The 18,393-nt window shown below is 41.3% G+C and carries 14 protein-coding genes and 1 pseudogene; 3 read left to right on the plus strand and 12 right to left on the minus strand.

Annotation, left to right across the window (positions count from 1 at the left end; genetic code table 11):
- Nucleotides 1-412: 412 nt before the first annotated feature.
- The 6 genes from CD138_RS03810 to CD138_RS03835 form a co-directional block, all read right to left on the minus strand.
- Nucleotides 413-1,600, minus strand: a complete 1,188-nt coding sequence (locus tag CD138_RS03810) for a thiolase family protein (RefSeq protein WP_019167362.1) — start codon at nucleotides 1,598-1,600, stop codon at nucleotides 413-415.
- A gap of 23 nt (nucleotides 1,601-1,623) precedes the next feature.
- Entirely contained in the window at nucleotides 1,624-3,885 is a 2,262-nt protein-coding gene (gene fadB, locus CD138_RS03815) for a 3-hydroxyacyl-CoA dehydrogenase/crotonase FadB (protein WP_019167363.1), read from the minus strand.
- A 47-nt stretch (nucleotides 3,886-3,932) separates the two neighbouring features.
- A complete protein-coding gene (fadE, locus tag CD138_RS03820; RefSeq protein ID WP_019167364.1) occupies nucleotides 3,933-5,144 on the minus strand; it encodes an acyl-CoA dehydrogenase FadE in 1,212 nt (403 codons plus the stop codon).
- 42 nt (nucleotides 5,145-5,186) lie between these two features.
- Nucleotides 5,187-6,701: a long-chain-fatty-acid--CoA ligase FadD gene (fadD, locus tag CD138_RS03825; protein ID WP_019167365.1), complete on the minus strand. Its 1,515-nt coding sequence runs from the start codon at nucleotides 6,699-6,701 to the stop codon at nucleotides 5,187-5,189.
- A gap of 18 nt (nucleotides 6,702-6,719) precedes the next feature.
- Nucleotides 6,720-8,291 (minus strand): fatty acid degradation protein FadX, encoded by a 1,572-nt coding sequence (fadX, locus tag CD138_RS03830; RefSeq protein WP_019167366.1) that lies wholly within the window; start codon nucleotides 8,289-8,291, stop codon nucleotides 6,720-6,722.
- An 881-nt stretch (nucleotides 8,292-9,172) separates the two neighbouring features.
- Nucleotides 9,173-10,345: an MFS transporter gene (locus CD138_RS03835; RefSeq protein ID WP_019169222.1), complete on the minus strand. Its 1,173-nt coding sequence runs from the start codon at nucleotides 10,343-10,345 to the stop codon at nucleotides 9,173-9,175.
- A gap of 300 nt (nucleotides 10,346-10,645) precedes the next feature.
- Between CD138_RS03835 and CD138_RS03840 the strand changes: the two are divergent.
- A pseudogene (locus CD138_RS03840) lies at nucleotides 10,646-10,949 on the plus strand (transposase); the annotation flags it as partial.
- Nucleotides 10,950-11,471: 522 nt separating this feature from the next.
- Here the strand turns inward: CD138_RS03840 and CD138_RS03845 are convergent.
- The 5 genes from CD138_RS03845 to CD138_RS03865 form a co-directional block, all read right to left on the minus strand.
- On the minus strand, nucleotides 11,472-12,524 hold the full coding sequence (locus CD138_RS03845; protein WP_026066909.1) for an acyl-CoA dehydrogenase family protein: 1,053 nt from the start codon (nucleotides 12,522-12,524) through the stop codon (nucleotides 11,472-11,474).
- Nucleotides 12,525-12,543: 19 nt separating this feature from the next.
- Nucleotides 12,544-13,308, minus strand: coding sequence for an ABC transporter permease (locus tag CD138_RS03850; protein WP_019169224.1), 765 nt, complete (start codon nucleotides 13,306-13,308; stop codon nucleotides 12,544-12,546).
- A 5-nt stretch (nucleotides 13,309-13,313) separates the two neighbouring features.
- The gene (locus CD138_RS03855; protein ID WP_019169225.1) at nucleotides 13,314-14,258 is read right to left on the minus strand and encodes an ABC transporter substrate-binding protein; all 945 of its coding nucleotides are present in this window, start codon (nucleotides 14,256-14,258) and stop codon (nucleotides 13,314-13,316) included.
- 13 nt (nucleotides 14,259-14,271) lie between these two features.
- Nucleotides 14,272-15,012 (minus strand): ABC transporter ATP-binding protein, encoded by a 741-nt coding sequence (locus CD138_RS03860; RefSeq protein WP_019169226.1) that lies wholly within the window; start codon nucleotides 15,010-15,012, stop codon nucleotides 14,272-14,274.
- 180 nt (nucleotides 15,013-15,192) lie between these two features.
- Nucleotides 15,193-15,705, minus strand: coding sequence for a DUF4242 domain-containing protein (locus CD138_RS03865; RefSeq protein WP_019169227.1), 513 nt, complete (start codon nucleotides 15,703-15,705; stop codon nucleotides 15,193-15,195).
- 240 nt (nucleotides 15,706-15,945) lie between these two features.
- On the opposite strand from CD138_RS03865, the gene CD138_RS03870 reads away from it, so the two are divergent.
- A complete protein-coding gene (locus CD138_RS03870; RefSeq protein WP_019169228.1) occupies nucleotides 15,946-16,401 on the plus strand; it encodes a P-loop NTPase family protein in 456 nt (151 codons plus the stop codon).
- A gap of 241 nt (nucleotides 16,402-16,642) precedes the next feature.
- Here CD138_RS03870 and CD138_RS03875 read toward each other — a convergent pair whose 3' ends face one another.
- A complete protein-coding gene (locus tag CD138_RS03875) occupies nucleotides 16,643-17,155 on the minus strand; it encodes a peroxiredoxin family protein (protein ID WP_019169229.1) in 513 nt (170 codons plus the stop codon).
- 269 nt (nucleotides 17,156-17,424) lie between these two features.
- Here CD138_RS03875 and CD138_RS03880 point away from each other — a divergent pair, with 269 nt between their 5' ends.
- On the plus strand, nucleotides 17,425-18,393 hold the full coding sequence (locus CD138_RS03880) for a LacI family DNA-binding transcriptional regulator (RefSeq protein WP_019169230.1): 969 nt from the start codon (nucleotides 17,425-17,427) through the stop codon (nucleotides 18,391-18,393).

The following is an 18,393-nucleotide window of genomic DNA, read 5'->3' on the forward strand; positions in this document are numbered from 1 at the left end:
GACCGCCTCTCAAATTAAGTTTAGATAGACATAAGATATCACTTATTTTGAGGTGATAAAACCATAATATTGAGTATTTATGAAATCTTAGTGTTTTTAATGATTTGATTTTCCTACGTTCTTATTCAAACAGGTTTTATGGTATTACATTTAGGGATATTTACGTCTATATTGGGTATGTTTACTGCAAATTTAATCATGTATTATATCTTGTTGTATCATAGTGCTGAGTATAACAATAAAATAGGTTTCAAACGATTCATCAACATTATAAATGTGATTATCATTGCGATTAGTTTGATGTTACTTACATTATTAATATTCCAATTTATCAAAAATTAATATGTTAAAACGCCCCGCTCAACGTGTTATCGTTCACGAAGAGTGGGGCGTTGCTGTTTTGACGTGTATGTTATGACTTCACTAATTCAAAGATACCTGCTGCACCCATTCCGACGCCAATACACATTGTGACCATGCCATATCGTACATCTGAACGTTTGCGCATTTCTGATAATAAGCGTCCTGTTAAAATCGCCCCTGTTGCGCCCAATGGATGACCTAATGCAATGGCGCCACCGTTTACATTGGTCTTCTCCATTGGCAATCCGACTTCACGCATGGAGGCTAATGTTTGTGAGGCAAATGCTTCGTTTAACTCGATTAAGTCCATATCGTCTATCGTTAAGTTCGTTAATTTTAATACTTCTGGTATCGCAAATGCGGGTCCGATTCCCATCAGTTTAGGATCGACACCTACCGCTTTAAATCCGACAAAGCGTGCAATAGGTGTGACGCCGAGTGCTTTTACTTTTTCGCCAGACATAACGACGACAAAGCCGACCCCGTCCGAAAGTGGGGCAGATGTTCCTGCTGTCACTGTGCCGTCTGCTTTAAATACGGTCGGTAATTTTGCGAGTGTTTCCGCATTGGTATCTGGTCGTACGAGTTCATCTGTATCAAACATTTCTGTATGCACATGTGGGCCGTTCTGATCATAAGTGACCTTTTTGACACGAATCGGGATGATCTCATCTTCAAATTTGCCGTTTTGTTGAGCCGCTGTTGCGCGTTGATGACTTTGTACGGCATAAGCATCTTGGTCCTCGCGCGCGACGTGATACGTATCGGCGACATTTTCAGCAGTGAGCCCCATTGGATAAGAGGCCCCGACGTCTTCTTGTTGTAACGTTGGATTGTTTGTCGGTTCATTGCCCCCCATCGGTACAGCGCTCATCAGTTCGACACCCCCCGCGACGAGAATATCACCTTGACCTGCCATAATTTGATTGGCGGCAAGTGCGATGGTTTGTAATCCTGATGAGCAATAACGGTTCACTGTTTGACCTGGTACTGTATCCGGCAATCCTGCACGTAAGGCAATCGTTCTTGCAATGTTTTGACCTTGTAACCCTTCAGGAAACGCATTACCGACAATGACATCTTCTACCATGTCGGGTTGGAATGTGCCGTCTACACGGTTGAGCACACCTTTTAACACTTCCGCTGCAACATCATCTGGTCGTTCATGAAAGAGTGCTCCATTTTTGGCTTTGGCGACTGCAGAACGACCGTAAGCGACAATATAAGCTTCACGCATGTCAATCATCCTCTCTGTTTAGATTAGTTTCGTAATGGTTTGCCGTATTTCAGCATATAGGCAATGCGTTCGTATGTTTTTTCTGTTTTGATGAGATCTAGGAAATGCACTTTTTCTAATTTTTGAATATAACGTTGGTTAATATACGTGTTACGTGGAAGGTCTCCACCTGATAAGACTGTCGCAATGCGTAAGGCGATGTCATAATCGTGATCACTAATGTAATGACCGAGACGTTGTGCATCGAGCTGGCCTTGTGCGAGTGCGAGGAAGTCTTCTCCTAGCGCGATATATTGTCTTTTCGGTGTTGGGATATAATGTGCATCCGCTTCATATTGCGCACGTTGTAATGCGATTTCGACACGGCGCTCCTGATTGAAAATGATCGTATCTGTTGGACGTAAATAGCCGTAACGTTGTGCTTCAAACGCATTGGTTGATACTTTCGCTAAGCCGACTGTCATGAGAAATTGTGTCATCGATGCTTGTTTGTCATTCATCATATGTGACGTTTGTAAAATACGGTCGCTCATTTCTGCGAGACCCCCGCCACTTGGCAACAAGCCGACACCCGCTTCAACAAGGCCCATATACGTTTCACTGCTTGCGACGACGAATGGTGAATGAAGTACAAGTTCGCATCCGCCACCGAGCACACGTCCTTGAATGGCTGTGACAACAGGTTTTTCGCTATATTTTAATCGGTTAAAACTCGTATGCAATTGATCAATCGCCGGCGCAATCAGTTCATCGACTTGACCGGTTTCGTGCGCTTTTTTCATTTCGTAAAGGTTCGCACCGACACTAAAGTGTGGCCCATCAGCATAAATGACCATGCTTGAATAAGGCTCATTTTCCAATAGATCAATGGCTTCTACCAAGTCATCGTTAAAAGCGTCCGTAATGACATTATTGTGGCTTTGAAGCTTCAACAATAACTGTTGTTCATTGATGATAGCGAGTTGTGAATCTCTTCGCTGCCAGAGCAATTCATCCAGTTGTTGTTCGATCGGTGTGACATAATCAATCGTTTGGCCGTCTTGATAAAAGCCAGCTTCTACTTGTTGAATCCAGTCAGGTAAGGCGCCGAGCTCTGCTTCAATACGTGACTTCACACGGTCGAATCCCATTAAATCCCATAGTTGGAAAGGCCCTAATTTCCAGTTGAAGCCCCAAACGAGTGCGCGGTCAATATCGCGAAAGTCATCCGTTGCTTTTGGGACGTTCACTGCAGCGTAATAAAAATTGTTGCGTAACGTCTCCCATAAAAATTGTCCGGCTGGATCTGTGGCGTTGAAGATGACGTCTAAGTTGTGTGCCAAGTCTTTATTGAAAGAAGCAAGAATAGGTAACTCAGGTTGTGTCACGGGAACGTAATCTTGCTTTTCAACATCATACACAAGACGTTGTTTTTGTTTGCAATCTTTTTTGTAAAAGCCTTGTTTCGTTTTACGACCGAGTGCACCTGCTTCATACAATGTGTTAACAACTTGAATATCATGGAAGTAAGGCGCTTCTTCAGGCACTTGTTGTAAGCCACGAATCACAGACACTGCAATGTCTAAACCGACGAGGTCAGATAGGGCATACGTTCCTGTTTTCGGTCGGCCGATGATTTTACCTGTCAGTGCGTCCACTTCTGTAATCGAGAACCCTTGTTGTTCGGCGCGATACATAATGTCATTCATCGTTTGTGTGCCGATGCGATTCGCCACAAAGCCTGGCACATCATTGACAACGATCACACCTTTACCGAGCACTTCTTGTGTAAATGTTTGAACGTATTGAACGATGTTTTCGTCGGTCTTCGCATTAGGGATGAGTTCGACTAATTTCATAATGCGTGGTGGATTGAAGAAATGTAAGCCGAAAAAGCGTTTTTTATCTTCCGGACCAAACACTTTCGCAATCGCTTCAATCGGTATACCTGATGTGTTCGTCGCAAATAAGGCTTCTGGTTTTGCGGTTTGTGCGACTTGTTGCCATAGTTGATGTTTCACTTCTAAATCTTCTTTTACAGCTTCTAAATAAAGGTCTGCATCATCATCGGCTAAGTCATCTCTAAAATTGCCGTATGTGAGGTGCGGGGCTAGCGCAAGGTCAAACAGTAATGGCTTTTTAGGATGTGTGATTTTATCGTATGCCGCTTTAGAAATTTTGTTCGGATCATTGTCATCAATTACGATATCTAATAACTTTACTTTAAGTCCTGCATTGACAAGGACAGCGGCGAGTTGTGCGCCCATTGTCCCTGCACCGAGGACGGTTACTTTTCGAATTGTCATCGTAAATTCCTCCCATTTTTCACTTTTTGGCTGGTCGTATTTTTGCTTTAAACGAATGCAGAGACGCCTGTCAGAGCACGGCCAATTACGAGGGCATTCATTTCGTGTGTACCTTCATACGTGTAAATGGCTTCAGCGTCAGAGAAAAAGCGTGCAATATCTTGTTCGCCAGCGAGAATACCATTACCGCCTGTGATACCACGGCCCATCGCGACAGATTCACGGAGACGAAGGGCATTCATCATTTTCGCTGTCGAAGTCGCTACTTCATCGTACTCACCATTTTCTTGCATCCGCGCGAGTTGCGCACTCATCGCCATGGCATGTGTTAAGTTACCTTGAATCATGGCGAGCTTTTCTTGGATGAGTTGATACTGACTGATAGACTTACCAAATTGTTTACGTTGTTTCACATAATTGAGTGATGCTCGTAATGTTCCAGCGAGTGCACCTGTGGCCATATAAGCGACACCTGCACGCGTAGAGTATAAAATTTTAGCGATGTCTTTAAAGCTTGTAATGTTTTGGAGACGATCGGCTTCTTTCACTTTGACATTTTTGAGTCGAATTTCAGCGTTTGGCACGATACGTAACGCGATTTTATGTTGGAGGACATCAATTTCTACGCCATCTTGATCTGGTGTGACGACAAAGCAGTGGGGCTTGCCTGTCTCCTTGTTGACCGCAAAGACGGGGATCACATCGGACACATGTGCACCACCAATCCATTTTTTCGCACCGTTGATGACCCATTCATCGCCATGACGTTCAGCGACTGTTTCTAATCCTCCTGCAACGTCCGAACCATGATCTGGCTCAGTGAGGGCAAAACATGTGCGCAATTCATGTGATTGAAGTTTAGGGACATATTTTGCGACTTGTTCAGGACTGCCTCCGAATAAAAATGTATTATGGCCGAGACCTTGATGGACGCCAAGCAATGTCGCGAGTGACACATCAAAGCGTGCAATCGTATAAGACATGAAAAATTGAAACAGTTGGCTCGGTGTTTTCGCATCTTCACGACCTTGGTAGAGGAGGGGATTCGTAAAGTATTGAAGTGCCCCAATATCTTTAAAGTAGTCTTCCGGCACTGTCGCATCGACCCAATGTTGATTGATGTCTGGACGATATTTGCTTTCTAACAAGTCATTGAGCTGTTGTAACAGTTGTACTTCTCCGTCTGTTAACCCTTTCGCAATACTTAAAATATCTTCTGGATAAAGTTGTTTTAATACTGCTGTTTTGTCTGTAGTCATAATAGTTGACCTCCTAATAGTTAGATTCGAGTGACTTGCTTGTTATTGCTCAGCTGCTTGTTGTTGTGCTTTCTCGTTCATTATTTTCGCAATGGCGATTTTGTCTGGTTTTTGCGTTGAATTCAGCGGCATATGTGTGACCGGTAAATACATACGTGGCACTTTATAACCGGCTAACCGTTCACGCATATGTCGATCGAGTTGATCCACATAATCTTCAGGTTGGTCCCTTAAAATAATCGCGGCTGCAATGGATTCACCGTATTTTGGATGTTCGTAACCGACGACGACACAACGATCAATCAGTGGATGTTCGGCGAGTGCATTCTCTACTTCTGATGGCAGGACGTTTTCACCACCTGTAATAATCAATTCTTTTTTACGGTCGATAATAAAAACGTCACCATCTTCATCTTTTTTCGCTAAATCACCTGTCAGCAAATACTGTTCATGGAAAATTTTGGCTGTTTCTTCAGGCTTATTCCAATAACCAGGCGTAACATTTTTCGCACGAATCGACAGCTCACCGATTTCACCGTTTGCGACTTCATTTTTGTCTTCGTCTAACACTTTCGCATCGACAAACATGACCGCTTTCCCGATACTCATCGGTTTATGGCGCGCGTTGTCAGGGGTGTTGACCATGACGAGTGGCGCCTCAGTCAAACCGTAACCGTTAATAATGTTGATGCCGTATTTTTTGAACGCTTGTTGAATGCTTGGTAACGGCTGTGAACCTCCTTGGATGACGTATTTCATCGCTCTAAAGTCATCGGGGTTAAAATTGTCTTGTGTCAATGTGCTGTAATACATCGTTGGAATCATAATGAGAAAGTCTGGGTGATACTTTGCAATCATGTCATTCAGTTCCTCGCCGTTGAAATAGCGTTGTAGAACTAATGTGCCACCTGCCATCAATGTCGGTAACACGGTATCGTTAAAACCTAAAACATGAAACATCGGAGTGGAAATAATTGTGAGATAGTCTGAGTTGAATTTATAAGTCAGTTCAATATTGGCGCCATTATGCACGAATGATTCATAGGAAAACATGACGCCTTTAGGTGTTCCTGTTGTTCCACTCGTATAAATCAATGCAGCAAGATCTGTTGAATCCACGGCAATGGCTTTGAATACAGAATGTTGTGAGGGGTCAACTATTTGATTATATGCATCGGAATCAATGTCCATATGCAAGTAGTCTGGATTAACCTCACTGAGCGAACTTAAATGCTTTTCAGCGTAAAACAATATTTTTAAAGTAGAATCCTCCACAATCGCCGCAATTTCTTTTGGGTTGAGTCGCCAGTTTATCGGTAAATAAACAGCACCCATTTTGAAACAAGCGAATAATAAATCTAATAATGCGACGTCATTGGGTGCGAGTACACCGACGACATCCCCTTTTTGAACACCTTGTTTTGTTAGGTAATGTGCCATATTATCTGCACGACTATTCAGTTGCTGGTATGTCCATTCTGTCCCTTTAAGGTGATCAATGACTGCAGGTTTCTCAACGTCAAAATCTGCGCGTGTTTTAATCCAATCGAAATTCATCTCTTTCTACCCCCTTGTTTATACTGTTCTGTTTGACTGAATCGTATGTAGTAATTGCCCCCAATCTACTTGATACATCGCGGGATCCATCTGTTTCAATTGTGGTGAAATCTTTGGTGTAAAGCCCATTTGCGCGATAATATCTTGTTCGATGTCTAGTCCTGGTGCGACTTCTATCAATGTGAGACCGTCATCTTGTAGTTCAAATACTGCGCGCTCGGTCACAAAATAGACCTCTTGATGTAATGATTTGGCGTATGATGCGTTAAAGTCGATGTTACTGACCGTGTAGACAAACTTTTGTGTATGACCTTCTTCAACCACGGAGAGCTGCTGGTTTTCAATATCGAGCTTGGCACCTGCAATGAGTGAGCCAGTCAAAATCAGTTTTTGTACTGATTGACTGATATCGATAAAGCCCCCACAACCATTCATACGATTGCCAAAGTAGGAGACGTTGACATTGCCATGTTGATCGACTTCCGCAAAACTCATTAATGCGATGGAAATACCGCCGTTATAAATAAAATCCCATGTCAATTCGTGGCGCATACGAACGTCGGAATTGTAATTCATACCGAAATGTTCACGACTGCCGATAAAGCCACCGAAAATGCCAATGTCCATAATTGGTTGAACGAGATGATTGACGTGTTCCTCATGCAGAAGGTTCGTCAATTCATTGTTAATGCCATAGCCGATACTGATGGTGTCCCCAACAGTTAAAAATTGAGCTGCACGGCGCAAAATCAATTTTCGTGTGTTAAATGGCAGTGGGGACTCCGGAATTTTGTCCATGCGTGCTTGCCCAGATAATGTCGGTTGATACATCGTTTGAACAACTTGACGATGGTATGATGCATCTTCAACGACGTAAACATAATCGACGAGTGCCCCAGGAATATACACGTGGTTTGGATTTTGTTGACTCTTATCAACGATAGCTTTCACTTGTACAATCACCGTGCCACCATGGGACTTTGCATTAAGTGCCAAACTGTAACTTTCACCGAGATGGGCTTCTTCATCCATATAGATGTTGCCTTGTTCATCAGCATAAGTGCCTCGAAGCAATGCGACATCTAATGGTGGTAATTGGTAATGCAGAAAATCTTCACCATCAATGTTCAAAAATGAAACGAGAGATGCAGTCGTCTTGTCATTGATGCGCCCCCCTTTATAGCGCGGGTCGATGTTTGTGTTCAAGCCGATTTTTGTAATCACACCGGGTGTAATCGCATTCGTTTGACGATAATGTGTAGCGATGACCCCTTGTGGTAAAAAGTATGCTTCCAATTCATTGTTTTGAATCGCTTGGGCTGTACGAGGAGAAGCGGTCATAATACTCATAATGACGCGATCTACCATGTGTCGCTCAACGAAATCGTCTAATTCTATTGCGAGGCCACGACTACTGATATCATTTGCCATCATCATCGTCAGTTGTTTCGGTTCTTGATGTTGGTCATAGTGTTCAATTAACGATGAGAGCAATGCTGCCGGTAAGTTTGATACAGTCAGTGCGGCTAATCCAATGACATCACCCGTGTTGATGAGTGACGGAATGGATGCCCATGTACACTTTTTCATGTTGCAGAGCCTCCTTTTACACCTTTTATGTAAGCCCTTACATGAAATATAACATAGTTGTAGTAATTGTAAAAATAAAATGTTTGTATTTTCAGACAACAGTCACAACATAGACAAAATATTTGACACGATAAAATGAGTAGTGACAATGTTTTCAGTCGTTTGCATGGGAGGTGAAAAAATTTGATTTGATATTGGGGTGAGGCAGGGGGAGAAACATCATTTTACTGTTTTACAAATGATTGGAGAACCAAGCTGAGCTTTTGGGCTTGTCTTTAGGATGGGCATTATGGTTTCCCTTTCCTAGGGGCTGACCCTCCAACTAACCAACGCTTAGGTTGAACTGTTACATTTTCGGAAGCGTTGGTGGATTTTCCGGGTCAGCTGATCCCTTAGGAGTGTCAACCAGATAGCCAATCCAAAGACTGAGCCCAAAGCACTCAAGATGGTACTGCAATGTTTGAACTATAACATGATGTTTTATGAATTGGGAGGTATGTTATGGGTATCACAAATGTTTTCGGGTCAGTTGGTCTCTTGGGAGTGTCGACCAGGCGCGTCATCTTTTGTCAGATAAGGGGACAAATGGGCTACTGCAATGTTTGAACTATAACATGATGTTTCATGAATTTGAATGTGTGCTATTGTGTATCACAAATTTTCCGGGTCAGCTGAACCCTCAGGAGTGTCAACCAGATAGCCAATCTACAGACTGAGCCCAAAGCACTCGAGGTGATACTGCAATGTTTAAATCACAATATGATGTTTCGGAGGTTTGTAGATGATTGGACTGATGCTATCATTTTTGTTGGGGTGAATTAATAATGTAGAGTGTTCAAAAATAAAAGGACTAGACCTATGAACGGCTAGTCCTTTGTGTGTTATTGTGAACGTTGTGCAACATGACGTCCATGTACGAAATAATAGAGTGCAAGTGCGATGAGTGCTAAGATGGCCATCGCAATGTAAAGTGCACGGAACCCCCACATTGAAATGATATAACCTAATAAAAATGGGCCGAAACCAGCACCAAAGTCTAAGAAAATATAAAATGTGGATGTTGCAAGCCCAACTTGATGGCGGGGTGCTTGCTGGACAACAATCGCTTGCCCACTTGGTACAATCGTTCCGTAACCAATACCGATAAATATAGCGGATAATGCGATGAGCCATGTGCCTTGCGCGCCGCTGAGTATAACGAGACCTATCGCAAAAATGACAATGACAGGATACATAATCGCATTTGGGCCGTGTTGGTCAAAGATTCTTCCGGTAAAGGGCCGTGTCACAAATGTACTGACCGCATACACGATAAAGAAGAAACTTGCAGCAGTCGGTAAATGCATCGTTTCTGTATACACCGATAAAAATGACAATACACTTGAATATACGACGCCAATGACGGCTAATACGAACGATATCGGAATGGCATCTTTTTGGATAAAAGCTTGCAGTCCTTTGACAGGTGTACTTTCCACTGACATTTCCACTTTAGGTAACGGTTTAATCGCAAGTGCAAGAATAAACGCGAGTATAATCACACCTAAACTGAGTGAGAAGATAGAGCGGAACCCGAATGATTGGTTGAATAAAATACCGAAAAACGGTCCGACAGCAGAAGCGGTTGTCACACTTAAAGCATAATAACCGATCCCTTCACCTTTACGTGCTTCTGGTACAATACGTGATGAAATGGTACCTGTCGCAGTAGAAGAGAAGCCAAATGCGACACCATGTATAAAACGAACAATGAGTAAAATCATTAACGTTTGCATGACAAAATAAAGTGAAACTGTAATAATTGAAAAAATAATGCCGTAAACGAGCACCTTTTTAGGTTGAAGCGAATCCACTATACGGCCAGAAGCGAGACGTCCTAATAACATACCGATAATGAAAATCCCTGAAGCGAGGCCACCGATACTTTCAGAGGCATGGAATTCATTAATGGTGAAGACTGTCACTGTCACGATTAACATATAGTGAATCATGTACATTAAAAAGTTGGTCATCGTGATGAAAATAAAGTCTTTAGACCAAAGTTGATTTTGCATAAACAGGACCACCTTTTGTTAGTAATAGTAGTGCGCTTGATATGTTATTAGTATAAAACATAGCAATGCACATGCCCAACAAGAGGCTTTGGAAAGGGGAGTGCATAGTGATACACACTTGTCATATCAAAACGGTGGATTTATAGATTGCTTAACTATTTTCGGTTTTGGGCTTGTCTCGATGATGGGCATCAACGGGTCGCTTTCCTAGGGGGCTCAAAAATGCACAGATGGTATGTTTTTACTTTAGAAAATAAGGATGGGTGATATCATCATGTGTGCAATGCGCGTATTTAAATTAATAAACAACTGAATGCATTTGTAGGCATTGATATTAAACGTTATCAATCAGGCACTTCAAAAGTAGGGGTACGATTAACAAAAGAGGAAATAAAAAAGCAAGACGTTTATTGTATTTGATCGTTATGAACATTCTTAGGAGAACAAAACATTATCAAAATCATATTATTATAAATTAAGAGAGCAGCCTCATGGGAAAGCCCACAAGACTGCCGTAAAAGCGAGTATCAATCGCTTATCAAAGACCATTCATGACTTGATAGTCAAAAATAAATTATATGATTATCAGAAAGCACCACACTAACGAAACCATATAATCATATACATCATAACATCTTATTCAAAAAAGTAAAAATTGAACGGTCTAGTTCAGTAATGTCAATTTTAATTATTAAACCCTTGACAAATCGTAGGAATAGGGCTGGGATATTGAGTTTTCCCAGTCCTATTGATGGTCTCATATTGATTAATAATGATAAAACAGTCGAAAAATGAGGATGCATTGGATGTAAAAATTGGATGCTATAGGGTGTCTTCATTTCATAAACTTGCCCTAAATGACTGCACTTGATGTAAGATTGCCAGAAGGCTGAGACTCTTGAGGGATTAGCTGGTCCGGAAAATCCACTAACGCTTCAATAAATGTAACAGTTTAATCAAGCGTTAGTTAGTTGAAGGACCAGCCCCTAAGAAAGCGAAGCCTTGAGGGCAATCCAAAAACATTAGTCTTAAGAACAGGGCAAGGTTAACAAAATACTGCATCCATAGCATCAAAATTTTTATGTCCCATCTCATTTTTAACAAGTCGGTACTATGCCGAGATGCATCAAATGGATGATGTCGTCTGCAATGTTGCTTCAAGTTTACCTAAATGACGCAATGTGGGTGTGAGTGCCGCGAAGAAAAACCCTTCTTTCAACTTACGCGCTTGTGGAGCTTTAGGTGAATATGCACGAGACCCACCATTGACCATCGATGCTTGGTTCACATCAAGCAACAAATAACCTAGCGCCTTTTTCAATTGAATGACTTCGAGTAAATGGTCACTCAAGTCGTCTTGTGCTTTGTCTAATAACGCATAATATTGATTGCGTAATGCTGTAAACTGCTTTTTGTAACTGTCGACATCATATTCCAAATACGCATTAATGCCATTTTGTGCGTCTGAAAATTGGTCGATTAAATCGAGTGAACTTTGAATGGAACCTAATGCGATAGGAATTTGCAGTGTGACGAACTGTGGGCGAATCGTTGCCGCAAATTGTTCAGCATCTTTCGTAATGATTTGTGATTCAGGTACTGCCACATTGTCGAATGTAATACTGTAAGTGGCTGAACCGTTGACCCCTAAGAAGTTCGATTTTTCTTCAAGTGTGAGACCCGCTGTATTCGCTTGTAAAATAAACATCACGAGTTCGTTTGTCTCTGTATTTTGTGAGATGGCACCGAAATAATGATCTGTGCCGATGTTGCTCACTGCTGGAAGTTTACCGTTTACGATGAGTTGCTCACCTTCGTAATGATGCGTCAAGTTGAATGTTTCCAACGCATTGAAGGACTTCATCGGATTGGATAAACCTGTTGCTCCTAACGCTTGACCAGATAAAATTTGTTGTTGTAAATCATTATGTAATGCCGGTTGCTCAGCTTGCTTTAAATACGTTGAAAAGGCGAGTTGGCACCATAAACAAAAGGCTGTTGTGAGACATGAGTAGGCCACTTTTTCAACAACTTGCGCATTTTGTTTTAAGTCATCTTTAGAAAAATGTCCGTTTTCAAATAAATGTTGAATAAAGTCTTGCGCATAATATTGTCCGTTATCAATTTCAATTAAGTAAGGGTTTAATTCTTGTTCAATTAAAGTTTCAATCGTTGTCATCCTATCACTCCTGTATAGATTAAGATTCTCCAAAACGTTTTAAAATCAAACTTTCTAAATAACTAATGATGCGGTCGATGAGAAAACCGAAAATCCCGATGAAAAAGATGGCAGAGAGCACATCTTCTAAATTCAACATGTTGCGGGAATCGACAATGAGAAAACCGAGACCCGATTGTGCGCCAATCATTTCACCTGAGACTAAGAAAATCCAACTGGTACCGACTGCAACATGAATGCCGGACATGATGTGTTTAAATGCACCAGGAAAAATAATGTCACGGTACAATGCCCAGCCGCGTAAGTTCAAATTGTCAGCGATTTTTAAATAGTGGTCATCAATGGTGCGCACGCCTTTAATCGTGTTGAAAACGATAGGGAAAAAGGCGGCGATAAAGATGATGAAAATGGCCGGTAAACTGCCAATGCCAAACCATAAAACGATAAATGGTGACCATGCAATCGGTGAAATCGGTCGAATCGTTTGTAGTAAAGGTTCGATAGCTTGATACAGGAAACGGTTGCGACCTAAAAGGATCCCGAGTGGAATGGCAAGCACGACAGCAATTAAAAAACCGATGATAAAACGGTAAAGACTAATGCCAAGGTGTACGAATATTTCCCCGGTTATGATGAATTGTCCGATACTTTGGGCGACTTGCACTGGCCCTGGTAAGAGTACGGGTTGGTATTGTCCAATCCAAATGACGCATTGCCAAAGTAACAAGAACAACACAAAAGTGTAGAAAGGGAGTAAGTATTTTTTGAATATAGAACCGATCAATTGAATCACCCTTTCTTGTATAATGTGTCATCTACAAATTGATTGTAGGATGGTGCATCAAATAAATGGTGTGATTGAACGAGCTGTGCAATGTTATCGTAGCCCTCTTGTTGAATCGTCAAATCACCATAAGACGTCCATTGCGCAGATTGTTCAAGAATTTTGCGATCTTGTTTAAAGTATTTAGCCATCACATCGACGCTTTGTTGTTTGTCATCTAATTGGTACCCCGCTTTTTTGTAGTCACTTACAAACTGTTGTGCGGCTTGATGATAGTGTTGGATGACATCTTCTTGTAAGACGAGGACACAACAATACGCATCAGGCATAATGTCGCTCCCATGTTGCAACAAGTGTCCTTTACCGAGCTTTTCACCTAGTGCGCCAAACGGTTCTGCGACGGAATAGCCATCAATCCGTTGTTCACTCAGCGCGGCAGGCATTTCAGCGGGTGCCATTTCGTGATAATGAAAATGGTCATCATGAATTTTGAGTTGTTTGCGCATTTCTTCTAACAATAAATAATGTGTCGAATAGCGATGTGGAATCGCAAATGAATAATCGTGATGATTGTTAAAGTCATGCAAATCATGGCCGTTTTGTCCAAGCACGACATTGCCTTCATGATGTCCGAGTGCAACTGCTTTAATCGGTGACCCTTTCGATTTCGCCTTCATCGCAAGTTCAATCAAAGTCGAAGCGCCGTCAATTCGTCCACTATTGAGCGCATCCATTAAATCTGGCCAATTGTTAAAGCGAACCAATTCGATGTCGTAATCCGAGTGACTTTGTTTTATTTCTTTGGTCATCATCAAATTCGCGGCATGTGTAATCGGTAGGTAACCAATCTTGAGCACTTTTTTGTCACCATGCATGTCACTTTGAGAATTTGGACTGCAGCCGGAGATGATGAAAACGGTAATCATGAATAAGATGAGTAGTCGTTTCATGATGTGCCCCCCTTTACAAATGATATTCCGGTTCAGCCATATGATGATTGAGTGCAAAGTCTTCCATAATTTGACGACGAATGGATAATAGCGCCTCATCACTACGATTGCGTGGATGAGATTGATGCACGGTGTATTGGTTGAGTATTTGAGCCCCGTCACCAAGCAAGACAATTTCATCTGATAAATAGAGCGCTTCATCAATATCATGTGTTACGAGAACGAGTGTCGCATCCGTATGTGTGCGTAATTTGATCAGTTCATCTTGTAATTTATAACGTGTAAAGGCGTCCAGTGCACCAAGCGGTTCGTCTAACAGCACGACACGTGGTTGATGAATGAGGGCACGACAAATGGCGACACGTTGCTGCATCCCACCCGACAGCTCAGCAGGGAAATGCGTCCCTTTGCCAGCTAAGCCCACTGTAGATAAATATGTATCAATATCAGCATTGGACACACGTTTTGTTAACCCGAGCTTAATATTGTCGTTAATCGTCTTCCAAGGTAATAAGTTATGATGTTGAAATAACATTAAACAATCAGAAGAGGGGGCTGTTTTGGATGATTGATCAATCATGACCTCACCCGATGTCGGTGTTAAAAAGCCACCCATTATATTCAGTAACGTCGATTTTCCACAACCACTCTTTCCGATAAAACTAACGATTTTTCCTGTGGGTATCGTTAAATTAAAATCTCGAATCACATGTTGTTCGCCAAAATAATGGTGCAGTGCATTCATTTCAATCATTTCAACACCTCCTAAACCTTATTGAAATACTAGGGATTATAGTGGTAAAAAAAGAGCGAGCAGTAGGCAGTGGCAGATTTATGATATTTCAAAATCAAATTGCTGACTGACTACACAGTTCTCGCTCTCAATATATCGTATGGATATGTGCGCACTTGCATAGGTTGATAAAATGATGCGTTAAATTTTTTCGATACCGTCAATCGGTGTATTTACAGCTTCACGTGCACGACGTACCGCATCTTCATCTGGTGCATTATAGAGGCATACACATTTTGTCATATCTTCGCAAACATAAGTTCTTTGGAATTGGACTTCTGGCACTTCTTCATAATGCACAGAATTTTTCTTTTTACGTTCTAAATATTGGTCCATTGTAATACCTTCAGGAATGTTCCAAGTGACTAAATAGTCGATAGAAACGTCACCTTGTTTGACTTCATCTAAATCTTTGCCGACAAGACGTACTTCTTTCACGAGGCTTACTTCGATTGATGCATCTTCTAAAAATTGTTTCACTTCTTCTTCACTATTGCCTTCCACAATGAAATAGCCGTGTGATAAATCTTCAGTGACTTGTACTTCGATCAGTTCTGGCCCTGCTTGCTCAGAAAGGGATTGTACTTTTTCTTCTAACTCGACTGGCGTTTTTGCGAATGATAAATCTTGAGTTTCCAATAAGAATAATGACATATACAGTACCTCCAAGAAATTTAATATGGACATATTACCTTAATTCCTATCAGAATACAAGGGATTATTGGAAAATGAATCAGAATTTTTCGATAAATAAAACATAAAAGAATACAATTGAGTCGTGTTGAATAATTTAATTGATAATGAAAAATGTTATTGGTAAAATTAGAAATTAGAATGTGCTACAGTTTTGAAACTGGATTATAATTAAAACATCATGAGTATAGGAGGGGTTTCATGTATCGACGTATCGTTATTTTAGGCATACCAGGTTCGGAGAAATCGACGTTATGCAGGAAAATTGGAAAGACGCTCAATATACCCACATATCACTTGGATCGCTATGCATGGGAAGACGGTGAACTTGTACCAGCAGACGTGTTACAACGTCATGTCACTGAAATTGTGAATACAGACGCATGGGTGATGGATGGTACGTATGAAAAGACATTGGATGAAAGGTTAGCACGTGCAGATTTATTGATTTGGTTGAGTGACTCACGATGGCGTTGTATTTTACGCGTCATCCGTCGTTATGTGATGAGCAAAATTCGCCCTCAAGCTGGAGACAATCCAGACACCATCAGTTGGGAGTTTATACGATATATTTGGCAATATGAGCGTAATAAAACAGAAGGAATATTACACATTTATCAACCCCACGCCAACCATTGCGAACTGTGGCGAAGATGAAGCATAGGATGATAATAGGAAACGGGGTTCGGACATAGAAAGTTTTAAGCCTCATTCCATTCATAGACTGATAATTTATCAATAATTTTAAAGTGGTTGAGAACATGAGGGCAACCACAAACCACAAGGAGGCAAGTATCACAAAAAGATTGCAAAGCCATTCTTAGCACCAGAAATAGGCGCAGTAAATGGACTGCAATCTTTTAAAATGATTTTGATTCAATAAAGTGTACGTTTTTAATTAAGCCTTTTTATAACTTTTTTGAATGTATTGAATGATTTTTCTTAATTCAACCATCGTTGGACGGCCGAATGGATTCGTTTGTTTTTGTTGATAAAGCAAACGATTGTCCTCAGAAATTAAGAAATATGCTGGTTCATTGTGTGTACCATGGTCATCATAAATGGAATCGTCCGGATGACTATAAACGCCATAAGTATTCGCAAAATCACTGCTTTCATCAACAAGGACGGGATATGGGACTTGTTTTTCCTCCACCATTTGACGAAGGTTTTCTGCTGTGTCATTTGAAGTTAAAATGATTTGAATGTTTTTCTTTTCAAAGTAACCTGCATTTTTAATTAAACTATCGAGTTCCTCCATACAAACAGGGCACCAAGAACCGCGGAAGTTAATCACAAAATACCATTGTTCTGGATGTGCTTGTTGGAATTGGTGAAAATCGAATGCTGTACCATCTGTTGCGTTTAGGCTAAAGTTGGGCATTTGATCGCCTAATGTAAATTCTGCCATTGTCTTTCTCTCCTTTTTATTTCTGTCATATTGATTGACTGTTAAGCTGTTTTTGTTAATTCCAATATAGCATTGTTGTGATAAAGCGCGAAGTAGAGTGCTTGTGCTATCGAAAAAAATAGCGTGATTTTTGTACGGAAATTGTCTTTTGGACTACCGGTAGTGTGCGGGAAGTCTTAGGGCTGACAAAGAAAAAAACACTTTATATTGCACGTTTATGAAACTCGTGGTAATTTATATGTAAACGTTTCCACAATTGGAGGTGTGTGATGGCGACCATTAAAGAAGTGGCAGCTTTGGCGGGTGTCTCGGTAGCGACTGTGTCTCGAGCAATGAATCAAAGTGGCTATGTTAAAGCAGAGACAAAAGCAAAAATTGACGCAGCGATTCAACAATTAGACTATGCGCCGAATGAGGTGGCACGTACTTTAAATATGAAACAGTCTAAAGTGCTCGGTCTTCTGTTACCGGATATGAGCAACCCATTCTTTACACAAGTGGCACGTGGTGTAGAAGATACAGCAATGGCACACGGTTATCACATTATGATTGGCAATGGGGCGATGGATGAGCATAAAGAATTGGATTATTTAGCGACTTTTAAAGCGAATCATTGCAGTGGTATTATCGCATCCCAACTGTCGACAGCACATGCCTTTGAACAGCTTCAACATGACGAGCGACCCCATGTGCTCATTGACAGGGTAACGGCAGATGACTATTGTGTGGAAGCGGATCATCGACAAGGTGGGCGTTTACAAGCTGAAGCGGTACTCCGTGGTGAAGGACAGTGTGTGTTGATTGTGTATCAAGATCAAAGTTATCAATCTTTTCGACAGCGGTTTGAAACCGCACGTGAAGTATTACAAAAAGCAGGTTGTACCGTGCTTGAATTGTCAGATTTAGCGATGACAAAGGCACAATTTTTAACTTTAATACATGACCATCGTATTGATAGTGTCATTTGTAGTCATGATGTGGCAGCATTTCGTGTATTAAAGTGGTTATATCATGACGGACAGCGTGTACCCGAAGATGTGCAAGTTGTCGGCTATGATGATATGCCACTCGCGGAATGGTTTGTACCTGGATTAACGACTGTGCGACAACCAGCGTATACGTTAGGGGAACGCGCAACGCAAAAATTAATCGCCCAAATTGAAGGTCGAAGTAATATAGAGCGTAAAACATTGTTAGATGTCACATTAATAGAAAGAGAAACGACAAGGAGGAAGTAA

This window comes from Staphylococcus intermedius NCTC 11048 (assembly GCF_002902385.1).
Classification (GTDB): Bacteria; Bacillota; Bacilli; order Staphylococcales; family Staphylococcaceae; genus Staphylococcus; species Staphylococcus intermedius.

Coding starts and splice junctions, on each gene's coding strand:
- CD138_RS03810 (WP_019167362.1), bottom strand. CDS start 1,600: ATGCGTGAAGCTTATATTGTCGCTTACGGTCGTTCTGCAGTCGCCAAA.
- fadB (WP_019167363.1), bottom strand. CDS start 3,885: ATGACAATTCGAAAAGTAACCGTCCTCGGTGCAGGGACAATGGGCGCA.
- fadE (WP_019167364.1), bottom strand. CDS start 5,144: ATGACTACAGACAAAACAGCAGTATTAAAACAACTTTATCCAGAAGAT.
- fadD (WP_019167365.1), bottom strand. CDS start 6,701: ATGAATTTCGATTGGATTAAAACACGCGCAGATTTTGACGTTGAGAAA.
- fadX (WP_019167366.1), bottom strand. CDS start 8,291: ATGAAAAAGTGTACATGGGCATCCATTCCGTCACTCATCAACACGGGT.
- CD138_RS03835 (WP_019169222.1), bottom strand. CDS start 10,345: ATGCAAAATCAACTTTGGTCTAAAGACTTTATTTTCATCACGATGACC.
- CD138_RS03845 (WP_026066909.1), bottom strand. CDS start 12,524: ATGACAACGATTGAAACTTTAATTGAACAAGAATTAAACCCTTACTTA.
- CD138_RS03855 (WP_019169225.1), bottom strand. CDS start 14,258: ATGAAACGACTACTCATCTTATTCATGATTACCGTTTTCATCATCTCC.
- CD138_RS03860 (WP_019169226.1), bottom strand. CDS start 15,012: ATGATTGAAATGAATGCACTGCACCATTATTTTGGCGAACAACATGTG.
- CD138_RS03865 (WP_019169227.1), bottom strand. CDS start 15,705: ATGTCATTATTCTTATTGGAAACTCAAGATTTATCATTCGCAAAAACG.
- CD138_RS03870 (WP_019169228.1), top strand. CDS start 15,946: ATGTATCGACGTATCGTTATTTTAGGCATACCAGGTTCGGAGAAATCG.
- CD138_RS03875 (WP_019169229.1), bottom strand. CDS start 17,155: ATGGCAGAATTTACATTAGGCGATCAAATGCCCAACTTTAGCCTAAAC.
- CD138_RS03880 (WP_019169230.1), top strand. CDS start 17,425: ATGGCGACCATTAAAGAAGTGGCAGCTTTGGCGGGTGTCTCGGTAGCG.